Origin of the sequence: Prolixibacter denitrificans (assembly GCF_003014495.1) — a bacterium.
Taxonomy (GTDB): Bacteria; Bacteroidota; Bacteroidia; order Bacteroidales; family Prolixibacteraceae; genus Prolixibacter; species Prolixibacter denitrificans.
In genome coordinates this window covers 356,388-369,083 of sequence record NZ_PYGC01000004.1, presented here as the reverse complement: position 1 = coordinate 369,083, position 12,696 = coordinate 356,388, and the positions used below count along the sequence as shown (strand labels likewise).

The window sequence follows — 12,696 nt, the reverse complement described above, 5'->3', positions numbered from 1 at the left end:
TAATTATTTGTTGAAATAGCCCCACTGATTTTCAGGTTTTTCGGCAGGAGAGTTAACCTGCAGTCTGAATAATTTCGGGGATTCTGAGAAAAATCCGGAACACACGATTTTGCGTTTGAAGAATATTGCTATTTTTGTGTTCGCAAAATCACGGTGCACCGTGAATATCGCACATAAGGTTTGGTCCCGTAGTTTAACTGGATAGAACGAGGGATTCCGGTTCCCTTGGTGGGGGTTCGAGTCCTCCCGGGATCACATTGAAAACTGCAAGTTCTGCATCAATAGGAGCTTGCAGTTTTTGTTTTATCCACCTACCCAACGACATCGTACATCAACTAATTCATTTTGAAAATACGCTTGAAGGGTTTTCCATACCTGGCTATTCTTATTGTTTCAAAATTTGCTAATATTGACGCCGTTCCAGAGTTGTGTAATTTATGAAGTTGAAACTGTTTTATATTCTGGTCATCGGCCTGGCGCTTATTTCATCGGGGGTAAAAGCGGCCAATCTGAACGGAGAGATAAAGTCAAATATCGAATGTCTGATACGTGAACAGACATTAGTCGGGGGAGGAAAAGTTTTTAATATATCCGAATTACAGAAAGCATATCTTCACGACCATTATGCACCTTATTGGGTAAAACCGAAACAGATCAATGGGTTTGTGTCGCAACTGGAACATTGCGATGCTGACGGGCTACAGCCAACCGATTATCACCTGAAACGGATAAAAACATTACTTTCAAGTCGCAATGTGCATGATCGCGCCAGACTGGACATCTTGCTCAGTGATGCTTTCCTGTTGTACGTTAGTCATATTCAGACGGGGAAAACGGATCCGGTAAAAATTGATCCGCAATGGCATGTTATTCTTAACGAGAAAAATCCGCTAAACTACCTGTACCGTTTATCCCGAACGACGATAAAAGAGGTTTATGCTGAATTGATTTCGATGTTACCATATTACCATGGATTGAAATACCAGCTGCAGCGTTACCGCGATATGGAAGCAAATGGCGGTTGGAAGCGCATTCCGGATGGGAAAATGCTTACACCCGGGATGAGTGATGACCGAGTGGCCATGGTCAGGAGGCGGTTGATGGTTACCGGAGATTATTCCGGAATACCAGATGCAGATTCAACTTTTTATGATAATACGTTAAAAGCCGCTGTCATCAACTATCAGAAGCGGAATGGCCTGGAGGATTTGGGCAATATCGGACCTCAAACTCTGGGCGAGATGAATGTGCCGGTGGAGGAAAGGATTAAGCAGATTCAGATTAATATGGAGCGTTTGCGATGGCTGCCACAACGGTTGCCTTCTTATTACCTGCTGGTTACGATCTATGATTTTTCGCTGTCTGTTTTCGATAATTATAAAGAAGTGGGAACCTACCCGGTAATTGTGGGACGTTCGTACCGGCAAACGCCTGTGTTTCATTCCACCATGCGCTATTTGGTTTTCAATCCGGTTTGGACGATTCCGTCTACCGTTTTGAAAAACGATATTCTTCCGGAAGTTAAGAAAAATACCGATTATTTAAATGAGAAACATATTACCGTTTCTGACGCGGCGGGAAAAGTGCTGGATCCCAAACATATTGACTGGAACGATGAAAAGGTATCAAGGTATGTATATCGCCAGGCACCCGGAGTCGATAATTCGCTGGGGGCGGTCAAATTTATATTCCCGAATCCATATGACGTTTACCTTCATGATACACCCCATCGGGAGTTATTTGAACGTAGTCAACGCACTTTTAGCTCGGGTTGTATCCGGGTGGAACATCCGTTGGCTTTGGCAGCTTACTTGTTACGCAATCAGGACGATTGGAATCAGGAAAAAATTGACCAGACAGTTGCTTCCGGCCAAACAACCAAAGTCGTTTTAAAAAAGCAGCCGGAGGTTTATCTGCTGTATTTAACCGCCTGGACGGATACAAAGGGGAACATGCAATTCCGGGACGATATTTATCAACGCGATACCCGGGTATACCAGGGCTTAACGACGAGGCCACAAAGTGAATAGCGGAAGGTTTCCCTGAAAATTATTCAGTTTTCAATAATTTACTAGCAACTTGCTAACTCCGACCGCAATATACTCGGCGGCCGATTTTTTAGATAATATTGTCCTAATGAAACAGTAAACGAGATGCCCGGCAGGTAGAGCAGAACTAAAAATGATCTAACCTGTTTTAACTGCAGATGGCGATGTATCAGGATAACCTCATGTTCCGGATATATCCCCAAAAGGACCAGGTCAGTTGTTGGTGTCGAATTTAAATGGATAATATGATTTCGAGTAGATTAGCGAAAAAAATCTATGCTGTTTTGTTTTCCGTATTCTTATGGGGGCCGGTAGCTATTCTGCCGGAAATGGCTGATGCTCAGATATTGGATGTGGATCAGCTGACGCTGCATATCGACAGTATTCATCAACATCAGTTGTATGGAAATATCAAAGCCGGCCTCGACCTGAATGAATCACAGACACATGTTTTGCATTTTACGTCGAGTTCGTCTGCATCCTATTTCATGAAAAAAGATGTTTTGATGCTTCTCGCGCAGTTTGGCCTGACACGAACCGGAAAAACCAACGTGTGGGATGCCGGCTATACCCACCTGCGCTATCGAATGGATTATAACCAGAAAATATCTCCGGAATTTTATGCACAATATCAATACGATGGTATTTTGGGTATGAAAAGCCGGTGGCTAGCGGGCTCCAATCTGCGTTTCGAGTTGAAAAGAGACAGTCTGACCATGATTTATCTATCAGGAGGTATTTTTTATGAAAGGGAAAAATGGAATACGGGCGTTGTCAATACTGCGGTTAATCCGGCTGACCAATATATCCTGCGGAACAAAATTAAAATCAACAGTAGTTTTAAATTCACCAGACGCATTACCGACAACTCGGACTTCGTGTTCATCAATTATTTGCAGTTTGTTCCTGATAAAGACATTATCTATCCGCGAATTGCTCCGTCGATGCAGTTGGATATCCAAATGTCCAAACACCTTCAGTTTCAGGTAGCCTTCGATGGTTTATACGATTTTCGGCCGGTCATTCCTATCGACCGTTTTTACTACAGTATTACCAATCAGTTAGTTTATAATTTGTGAGAATGGAGAACTGTGCAGAATTGAGGCCGGTGCTTTTTAGTCATTTTAGGGTATTGGCTTGTTGGAATGTACCTGATTTCCTATATGTTTTGATTTAAAACCGCTGACTTAATCCCCAATACATCCGGTGGAAGACGTTGCTCTTTTCGATAGTGGCTTCGTAGTTCATCGATAGTTGCAGCTTTTTCATGATATACCACGCAAACGAGCAACCGGCCAGGTTTTGATTGATGCCGGAGTTGGAATTGAGAAAGCTATAATCGATGATGCGGTAGGAGAGCGACCCGTACAATTTCCCATTCAGCAGGTATTTCGACAGGTTGCCTCCGTATTGCAGACCGTCGAGGTAACTCGTTTTTAGCTTGGTCACGTTCAAGGTCATCGACGACTCCAACCAGGGAATTTTGCTGTGCGTAATGAAGAAGTTATAATTGGTTGATGGATCGGGGTCGCCTTTCCGGGAACGGTAACCGGCCTGCGCCGAAACAATGAGGTAATTGATGGGTCGCACCATCACACGAAAGCGAACGCCTTGCCGCGTGGCATTATCGGTAATCAGGTCGACCAGTGTTTTATAGGTTTCGTAGTAAATCACATTCTTCCGCGCATCGTACGATGCATAAAACGACACCTTGCGCGAAGCCCGGTAGCGCGCCGAAATGTAGAAACTGGTCAGGTCGAGCGTGTTGGTCGGAACGCTGTCTTTCACCTGGTACAAATCCATTTCAACCGAAGTGAACAAATTGAAATCTTTCAGCAGTGAATTGCTGTGCTGGAAGTAGACAAACCGGCGGTCGGTATGGGAACCGTTCATCTGCTCGAATACGGCCAGCGAGCTCTGCACCATTCCCTCTTTTCCCTTCGCTTCATGACTGACATATGCGCCGAACTGCGGCAGGTTGGTATTGATGCCGTAATCCATGTAATCGGGACGCGCACCTCCGACAACGCCAAAGGTGAAATTCCTGACGCGGGTCTCGAACTGCAGTCCGTCGATGGCCCCGATATTCGAAATCTTCCTGTTCATTCTCCGCCCAAACCACAGGCTGGTATTGGGGCTGAAATTATAGCCTACAGCCATGCTGTATATCTTCAGGCTGTTGAAAATACTTTGATTATCGGTATTCCAGCCATCCGTTCGATGATTGTACGTGATGTAGCTGTCGAATGAGAGATGTGAATTGCCGATATTCTCCTGGTTCAGCGAAAGCGAATAACGCATCCGTTGCTGATTCTTCGCATCGGTGTTGGAGAAGTTCGAGTACGAAGCCAATTTGACACGCCCGTACAACCGCGATTTTTCCTGTATCAGCTTCGGCTGTGGCTTTGCCGGTTGTGGCGTAACAGCAACGGGTTTCCGGGGAACCGGAACAGGCTTTTTCTCCTCGGTGATGGTTGTTTTGGGTTCGAGCACGGCCCGAATTGAATCATTCATTTTTGGCGAGTAACTACCAACAACGGTCGTCACACACGAGATGGAGGAGCGCTGTACAACCACCAGCCCCGGAGTTCGCTTTCCTTTTGATTCGACGTACAGGGTATCACCCACGTTGATGCCCTCGGTAGAGGTAAAACGAACGTAAACATGTTGCGCGCTGATGTATGAGACTTTTCCGGTCAGCTGTTTCGCTTCCTGCGCTTTCGCGAAGAATCCGGCCAGTATCAGGACCATGAAAGGGATGATTGCTTTTCTCATCATCAGTGAGTTTTTTCGGTTACTTTTCTTTAATCTTCAGCTCTTCCGTTGGGGTGACATTCGTAGCAATTTACACTGTTATACACATAGTTATTCACGTTCGTGTGATGCTCATCCGTCGTGGTTTTATCATGTGTATGGCAATCGATACATGAGAAATCGGCATAATTGCTTGCATTGGTGTGACAATCGCTGCATGAGGTCCAGGCCTGGGCGTGCGTTCCGCTATAGATGGGGAAATACTGACCATCGTGGTCGAATGTCGCCGGCTTCCATGCTACATTGGTGTGACAGTCGTCGCAGGTTGTCGGGAAATTCGCCGCCAGGTGGTTCGGATCGGTGGTGTTGTCGTAATCGGTTTTGTGACAGCCGTAGCAATCGGTGGGTGTATTGCTGTATCCGTTGGCGTGGCATTTCAGGCAATCATTAGCGATGTCGGCATGTGCACCGGTCAGCGGATAAAAATCGTCGTGGTTAAAAGTCGCGGGACTCCAGCCCGGATGCGTCGTGTGACAATCCTGGCACTGTTGTGAGAACCCGGCCGTGACGTGATTCGGGTCGGTAGCGTTGTTGTAATCTTGCGCGTGACAGGAATAGCATTCAGGCGATAAGCCGGTAAACACTCCATTCTGGTGACAGGCCGCACAGTCGCTAATAGCGTGCCCTTCCGTCAGCGGGAAGAAATCGTGGTTGAAGCCTTCGGAGGCCCAATTAACGGCGTTGATGAAGTGACAATCGGTACACTCGGTCGAAAAGCCGCTGGCGATATGGTCAGGATTTTTAGCTGCCATGAAATCTTCTTTGTGGCAGTCGTAACATTCTACACCGATCGGGTCGAACCTCATAAGCGATATTGATTTGTGGCAGTCATAGCAATCGGCCATGGTATGCGCACCGGTCAGCGGGAACCGGCTCCGCAGGTGTATTTCCATGATGTCGGTTACGGCCCACGTTGTGGTGTTGTGGCATTGGTCGCAATCCGGTCCTACTGTATTTTCATGAATATCGTTGTGGCAGGCGTTGCAATTGGCTGGTGCCTGCGAAAAGACCAGCGATACATGGCATTGCCGGCAGGCCACACTTTTGTGGGTACCGGTCAGAGCAAAGCTGGTGGTATCGTGGTCAAATTTTGGATGTTCAATCAGATTCCATCCTTCGGGAGAATGGCACACTTCACATTTCACGTTAAAGTTGTCTCCATGTGGTGACTGTGCCCATAACTGGACGGGTAACAGCAGTATCAGTATTAGTTGTGACAGGTAGCGCATTCGATGGATTTATAGGTGTATTTTGTATATGAACCGTCTTTCGATTTTACTTGCGGATGACAGGAGACACAACTGACTGAAGCGTGCGCACCTTCCAGTTTGAACCGCGACTGGTTATGATCGAATTTCGATGCACTCCAGTCGTCAAATCCGTGACAATGTGAACAACCCTCTTTGCCGTATTTGGCGAATTGTTCGTGATGCACATCCTTGTGACATTCGGTGCACGAAGGATTTAATTGGGCAAATCGTTGTACGGTTTTTCCGTTGTCTCCTTTGGTGTAGTGACAAGCTCCGCAACTGGTTTGGGCGTGAACTCCTGATAAGGCAAATCCGGTTTTACTGTGGTCGAAAGATACTTCCGACCACGCGTTTTCATCGTGACAGGAGTTGCAGCCGTCCTTCAGCGTGTACTGGTCATCCATGAATCCACTATGCACGTTCTGATGACAATCGATGCAATTGCTGCCAATATTCCGGAAACGCCACCGATCTTCTTTCTTGTGACAGGAAAAGCAGGGAGTAGCCATATGGGCACCGTTCAGCTTAAAGTTACTCAAATTATGCTTTTCTATAGTATAATTGGTGAATTGAAATCCTTTAACCGTGTGACAGTCTTTGCAATCGGAGGTCGGATTCGTTCGTTTGAAGTCGCCTTTGTGGTAATCGGCATGGCAGTCGCTACAACGGTTGTGGGCTAACGGAGCGGCATAATTATTTTTGTGGCATTGCTGGCAAGCGACTTTCGAATGAAGGCCCTGCAACGGGAATCCGGTTTTGTTGTGGTCGAAGTTGGCCATGCCTTTGATTTGTGCCCACGATTGTTCACTGTGACACTGGGTACAGTTTTGCCCGAATTTGTTGTCGTGAACATCCTTGTGACAACTGGTACAATTGGCATGCGGTACCTCAGCAAAGTGCTGGAATGGTTGGCCGTCGATGGTTTCCTTTCTATGGCAATCGACGCAGGTTACTTCTGCGTGTTTTCCTTTCAGAGGAAAATCGGTTTGATTGTGATGGAAGTTCGGAACCGTTTTGAAACTCTCGAAATTATGGCATTCCGTACAGTTATCCGAAAGGGTTTGCCGGTGGTAGTCCTGGTGGCATGAAAGGCATTGCTGCGAGAGTCCCAGGTAAGTCAGCTTTTTATCTTTCAGTTTGGGGTTGGTGATGAACTCTTTTTTGTGGCAGGCCTGACAATCGATTTGCTTGTGTTTCCCCTCCAGTTGAAAGCCAGTGAGATTGTGATTGAAAGTGGCTTTGTCGAGGTTGAGCATGTCGAAATCGCGGCCATGATGTTCGTTGTGACAGCTGGAGCAATCTTTTCCTTGCACTTCCGACGAGGCGTGATAACCTTCGTGTTGTTGGATGCGAGTGGCAATTTCGGTGTGGCACGCGAGGCATTTTTCGTTGGTTACCTTGTCGCCCAGCTCATGGCATTTCACACAGTTCCGGATGCCTTCGAGGTTCGCATGTGCTTTCGACAGTTCGCCGGGCGATATCTGTCCCCAAACGGCGGGAACCGATACAATCAGGACGATTATGCACATGAGCACCTTCTTCATATGGGCTTTATCAGGTTGTTAGTGTTTCATCATCACATCACCGAATTTGCGGGTGATGGTAATACCGGTTTTCTTTAAAAATTCCGTGGGCAGTTCACCCCCGGCGAAAATGTAAATAAGATCGTTTGGAATGATCTCCTCCTCGTTGGTTTCACTATTCCTGAGGATGATTTGCTCCGCTTGAATCTCCGTTACATTCGTATGATACTTGACGGTCAGTTTTTGTTCGGCAACAGCTGCTTCCAGTTTGGTTGCATTTCCCGGCTTTATCCGGTTGAAGCTTCCGCTGCGGTATGATAAAGTTACTTCATTTTGCTCGGCCAGCATCATGGCCGATTCGACAGCTGAGTCACCTCCACCCACAACGATTATCTGTTGGTTTTGTATGATTTCGGGGTCGAGCAACCGGTAACGTACTTTTGGCAAGTTCTCTCCGGGAATACCCAGCTTTCGCGGAGTTCCCCGGCGTCCGATGGACAGCAGTATCCGGGCAGCTGTCAGGCTTTCGTTTTGCGAAGTTGTTACTTTGAAGTGGTCACCTTCCTTTTCGATGCTTTCTACTTTTGTGGTTTCCCGGATCGGAATATTGTTTTTATTTAAAACGGAAGTCCAAAGGTTCAGCAGTTCAGCTTTCGAGGTATTCGACAGTTTTACCTTTCCGTGAAGGGGCAGATCCATCGGCGCTGTCATCACGACTTTAGCACGAGGATAGGTGAAAACGGCTCCTCCGAGCGTGTCCTGGTCAAGCGTAACGAAATTCAGCTGGTGTTTCCTGGCGGTCAGCGAAGCAGATATTCCGGCCGGACCGGCACCAATAATGATGAGATCGTACGTGGCATCGTGCTTTTTCGGCAGGTGACGGACCATGTTGTCGATGGCCTGTCGTCCCTGTTCTACCGCGTTTTTAATCAATCCCATGCCACCCAGTTCGCCGGCGATGAAAATCCCTTTCACGTTGGTTTCGAAGGTTTGGCTCACATGGGGAAGGTCCACGCCGCGCGTTTCCGTTCCGATGTTCAGGGTGATAGCTTCCACCGGGCAGGCATGGAAACAAGCTCCGTGACCTATGCAGTGTGAGGCGTTGATGACGGTTCCGCGGCCCGACCGGATGCCCAGGACATCGGTTTCGGGACAGGCCTTAACGCATGCACCACTTTTGATGCAATTATTGACGTGAATGACGGGATGCAACGAAACCGGCTCATACAAGCCGCTTTTCTTTGCCAGCGCAATTTTTGATTCGGCACGCCGTGTTTCCCGCCTCAGCTTCAGTAAATAGATGCCCAAGACAATGGCAATGATGAGGAAAACCCCGCCATAAATCATCAGTTTCTCTAACCATATGTCTGCCACTAAAAAATCCATCGGTATCCGAATAATATCGTGACGGTTACGTGAATAACCATAATAATCAGCATGATCAGCGCAAAAGGCTGGTGTGCAATGTGCCAGTACCGGAACAGGTTTTGCATCTTTTCCAGCCGTTTGATCCGGCCGGTCAGTTTATCCTCTGTTTTCAGTAACCTGATGGCTTTGCGCATCTCTTTTCCACGCATTCCTTTTTTTCGCGACTCTTTTTTCAGCAACCGGATGGCAGCACGCCGGTTTTCCTTCAATGATGCGAAAACCTGTTCCTCCACGCCGTAATCGGTCCGGAGCTTGCGTTCGATTCCCTCCTGCAAGGAGTGTACTTCATGCAGGTTCATTTCGCGACCTTCGATGGTATGTGGGATTTGGATATAGATGTACCGTCCGATGACACCACTGATGACAACGGCGACCATGCTCCAGAAACTGGCGGAAACAATGCCTCCGAACTTGAAGGAAGTGTGGAATAGAATCAGAATGGCTCCGAGAGTGCACAGAAAGATATGAAATTCAAGCCAATGTTTCAAACGTCCCCACCGCGAGAACATCCGCATCCGTTTGCGCATCATGTAGGTTGCTATGCCGGCGATGATGAGCAAGGTGCCCACAATACCGTATCCGTGTCCCAGAATGCCACTTGGTTTCAGTAGGTTATAGTCGGGGTGATGGAACCGGTCGACGATGGGTGTGGTGTAGTAGGAATAGCCCACGATGGTCAGTGCCGCGGTGATGACCACTACGATGACGACAAATGTTCCGATGTATACTTTGTGTGCTTTTGGCGACATAAATTCGTTTTTTAGTTACTCACTCAATCGGGTTAAGGGCGAATTCTTTTCCTTCACGTAAGCAGCTACCATCATCCCCAGGATGACAACAACGGTGATGTATACGGCGTTGGGAACCGGCGGTGCTTCTCCCTGTGCGTACGAATGCAGTCCGGACAGGTAGTAGTTCACTCCGACAAACGTCATCAGTACGGAGCCAAAACTCAATACCGACAGACCGTTGAATATCGCGTTGTTCTTCATTCCCGGAATTTTCCGCAAGTGTAACACCACGGCATAGACCAGGACGGTGACCAGCGACCAGGTTTCTTTCGGGTCCCAGCCCCAGTAACGTCCCCACGATTCGTTAGCCCAGATTCCGCCCAGAAACGAACCGGCTGTGAGCAGAATCACTCCAACAATCAAGGTAATCTCGTTCACTACCGTGATTTCACGGATGTGCAGGCTCAATCGTTGATTATTCTTCTGATTTCGGATGATAATAAGGAACAGGTTCAGGAATCCCAGCAGTGCGCCGATGGAGAGGAAACCGTAGCTGGAGGTAATTACGGCCACATGAACAATCAGCCAGTAGGATTTCAGTACCGGAACCAGCGGTGTAATTTCCGGGTTGAGCCAGCTCATTCCCGCTACCAGCAGCATGATACCGGCCAACAGGTTGGTGACGGCTAAGGTGATGCCCGACTGGCGTGCCAGGAACAGTCCGGCGAGGGCTGTTGCCCAGCCCACGAAAATCATGGTTTCGTAGCCGTTGCTCCAGGGGGCATGCCCCGAGATGTACCAACGCAAAATCAAACCGAAAGTGTAGACGGCGAAGATGAAGATGAGCATCGAAAGCACCATGCCGGTCAGGTTAATGCGGCTTGTTTTCATTTGCGGGCGGAAGAAGATAACGAGTTGAATGATGAGCAGCAGCGAGCCGAGCAGGGCGTAAACGATTGCCAGTTTTCCAAAGAGGTTGGCCCGGTTGTAAAAATTCTCCATCCTGATTTTCGATTGGGATGGAATGATGCTTCCACCATTGGTCAGCTGATATTGTTTCAGGGCCAGGAGTAATTGGTCGGGTTGTCTCCAGTTACCATTGGTTTGCGCCTGCTGTACCGCTTGCAGATAGTTGGTGTAAATCGTCAGCGGTTCGGTCGTATGTTCGTTGCTTCCGATTTGCTTCAGCGTCTGTTCGGTTACCCAGCTATCGCCATGATTTCCCGGCAAGGGGAAGAGCTTTAAAAAGGAGTGATTGAACAGCTGGTAGCAAATATTCACCCGTTCGTCGAGGTTGATGACTTCCTTGTCGAACTGGTTCCGCTGGCCGGGCTCTTTGTGGTAGGCATTGTTGGCGAGTTCCCGCAACTTGTACCGGCCGTTTTCAAACAACTGCTGAAAGCTGATGTATTCGCCTGAGCTTCCCAGTTGCGAAGCCAGTTCTTTGTTGTAGACCTTAATGAATCTTTCCTGTTGCCATTGTGCCGGATTGGAGAGCATGCCCAGTATCACTTCCGTGGAAGACATGTCGCGGTAGCTCTCACTTTTATGAATCTTTCGCATTAGCGCGGAAGAGATAGTCGAAAATGGTTCGACACGTCCGTTGCGGTTTTGTACCAGCAACAAGTTGAGTTCTTTGATGTGTTGCGCTTTGCTACCGGAAAGGGTTTGTGCGTTGAGTGAGGTTGGTAAAGCAGAAGTCAACAGCACAAAAACGGTGATGAGCCCCAATGAGCTGCGCTTGAGCTTCCTGATTTCGGCGCCTTGCCGGATAAGGGTACGCACGCGACTGTTCCGGTTCATCAGCGATAGGACCATCCCGATGCCCATGAGCAGGTAGCCCAGGTAAGTGAAAAATGTTCCCCAATAGTCGTGACTGACGGAAAGAATGGTGCCCCGCTCATCACGGTCGTAGGAGGCCTGGAAAAAGCGGTAGCCTTTGTATTTCAGGATGTGATTCATGAAAATGCGGTAGGGAAACGACGAACCGTCGGAATTCAGAACCGTTACCTCGCTGGCATAAGAAGATGGGCTTTGTGAACCGGGATAACGTTCCAGGATGAAATCATTCAGCTTAATCGAGAATGGCAGCTCCACGGATTTGGCTCCGAAAGAAGCCGTGAGGTTAAGGTCGCCCAGTTGTGTTTGTACCGGAACGGCTTCACCGTCACGATTCAGCAGGTTGAGCCTTTTCGTTTGGTTGTCGGTTGAAAGGGAAACCACCAGTCCCTGCATGCCGCTGTTATTTTCGGCTACGCTGGTCATGCTTTTTTGTGCCGAAGGAAGAAATGATTTGATAACGAACACTTGTCCGCCCATGCGATAGATGGTCTTTTCCTTCGCCAGATGCAGGATGCCGGGCAGCAGTACGGTCGTGTCCCGGGTCATCATACCGGTCATTAGCACCGTATCAGTACTGGTGAATGCCGGTTGATTGTTTTGGGTACTGAACGTGATGTTACCCGGTCGTCCGGAATGGAACGAGTAGGTTTGGTTTTCGACGGTAGTTTCTTCTCCCTGCAACAGCTCACTCTCGTGTCCGCCTTTGCGGTTGTCCATGATGAAGAGGGATATGCCGGGAATGCCATTCGTCGTGGGCACCAGTTTTTCGGCGGCATTGGGAATGTACAGCTCGGTTTCTATCCGGACTTTGATGCCGCCAATTTCCAGTGATTCAGTGTACTGATTGTTACCCCGCGGCGTCAGACTAATGGCTTTGGATACCGATTTTTTTACGCCCATGTAATCGGCTTGCAGGGTGAGGTAGGTCTCATTCAGTTGCAGCTGGTTGGAGGACGCCCCTTCACGGATGTGCATCATTCCTTCGTAGCCGAAATAGCTGGTAGTGGCTCCTCCGGCCAGGATGAAGAGAAAGGCGATGTGAAACAGCAGGATGGTCCAT

General features: G+C 48.2%; 8 protein-coding genes and 1 tRNA gene. 3 read left to right on the top strand and 6 right to left on the bottom strand.

Annotated features, from left to right (window positions below):
* The first annotated feature begins 182 nt into the window (after positions 1–182).
* The 3 genes from CLV93_RS10590 to CLV93_RS10580 all read left to right on the top strand — a co-directional run bounded on the left by CLV93_RS10590 (position 183) and on the right by CLV93_RS10580 (position 3,127).
* A tRNA-Arg gene (locus tag CLV93_RS10590) sits at positions 183–255 on the top strand.
* A gap of 182 nt (positions 256–437) precedes the next feature.
* Positions 438–2,030 carry a L,D-transpeptidase family protein gene (locus tag CLV93_RS10585; protein WP_106542165.1) on the top strand — a complete coding sequence of 531 codons (1,593 nt, stop codon included), beginning with the start codon at positions 438–440 and terminating at the stop codon, positions 2,028–2,030.
* 263 nt (positions 2,031–2,293) lie between these two features.
* The gene (locus CLV93_RS10580; RefSeq protein ID WP_170108920.1) at positions 2,294–3,127 is read left to right on the top strand and encodes a DUF481 domain-containing protein; all 834 of its coding nucleotides are present in this window, start codon (positions 2,294–2,296) and stop codon (positions 3,125–3,127) included.
* A 94-nt stretch (positions 3,128–3,221) separates the two neighbouring features.
* Here CLV93_RS10580 and CLV93_RS10575 read toward each other — a convergent pair whose 3' ends face one another.
* The 6 genes from CLV93_RS10575 to CLV93_RS10550 are packed head-to-tail and all read right to left on the bottom strand — an operon-like array spanning position 3,222 to position 12,689.
* On the bottom strand, positions 3,222–4,826 hold the full coding sequence (locus CLV93_RS10575) for a hypothetical protein (protein WP_106542163.1): 1,605 nt from the start codon (positions 4,824–4,826) through the stop codon (positions 3,222–3,224).
* A 26-nt stretch (positions 4,827–4,852) separates the two neighbouring features.
* Positions 4,853–6,091: a hypothetical protein gene (locus CLV93_RS10570; protein ID WP_106542162.1), complete on the bottom strand. Its 1,239-nt coding sequence runs from the start codon at positions 6,089–6,091 to the stop codon at positions 4,853–4,855.
* Positions 6,070–7,641: a cytochrome c3 family protein gene (locus tag CLV93_RS10565; protein WP_211297802.1), complete on the bottom strand. Its 1,572-nt coding sequence runs from the start codon at positions 7,639–7,641 to the stop codon at positions 6,070–6,072. Before CLV93_RS10565 ends, CLV93_RS10570 begins: the two co-directional genes overlap by 22 nt.
* A gap of 33 nt (positions 7,642–7,674) precedes the next feature.
* Positions 7,675–9,021 (bottom strand): NAD(P)-binding domain-containing protein, encoded by a 1,347-nt coding sequence (locus CLV93_RS10560; protein ID WP_106542160.1) that lies wholly within the window; start codon positions 9,019–9,021, stop codon positions 7,675–7,677.
* Positions 9,009–9,812 (bottom strand): hypothetical protein, encoded by an 804-nt coding sequence (locus CLV93_RS10555; RefSeq protein ID WP_106542159.1) that lies wholly within the window; start codon positions 9,810–9,812, stop codon positions 9,009–9,011. Before CLV93_RS10555 ends, CLV93_RS10560 begins: the two co-directional genes overlap by 13 nt.
* 15 nt (positions 9,813–9,827) lie before the next feature.
* Positions 9,828–12,689, bottom strand: a complete 2,862-nt coding sequence (locus tag CLV93_RS10550; RefSeq protein ID WP_281351404.1) for a cytochrome c biogenesis protein — start codon at positions 12,687–12,689, stop codon at positions 9,828–9,830.
* Between the last annotated feature and the right edge of the window lie 7 nt (positions 12,690–12,696).

Bases quoted from the DNA above. Each gene is read 5' to 3' on its own strand.
- CLV93_RS10555 (WP_106542159.1), bottom strand. From the start codon at position 9,812: ATGTCGCCAAAAGCACACAAAGTATACATCGGAACATTTGTCGTCATC.
- CLV93_RS10560 (WP_106542160.1), bottom strand. From the start codon at position 9,021: ATGGATTTTTTAGTGGCAGACATATGGTTAGAGAAACTGATGATTTAT.
- CLV93_RS10585 (WP_106542165.1), top strand. From the start codon at position 438: ATGAAGTTGAAACTGTTTTATATTCTGGTCATCGGCCTGGCGCTTATT.
- CLV93_RS10580 (WP_170108920.1), top strand. From the start codon at position 2,294: ATGATTTCGAGTAGATTAGCGAAAAAAATCTATGCTGTTTTGTTTTCC.
- CLV93_RS10565 (WP_211297802.1), bottom strand. From the start codon at position 7,641: ATGTGCATAATCGTCCTGATTGTATCGGTTCCCGCCGTTTGGGGACAG.
- CLV93_RS10575 (WP_106542163.1), bottom strand. From the start codon at position 4,826: ATGATGAGAAAAGCAATCATCCCTTTCATGGTCCTGATACTGGCCGGA.
- CLV93_RS10570 (WP_106542162.1), bottom strand. From the start codon at position 6,091: ATGCGCTACCTGTCACAACTAATACTGATACTGCTGTTACCCGTCCAG.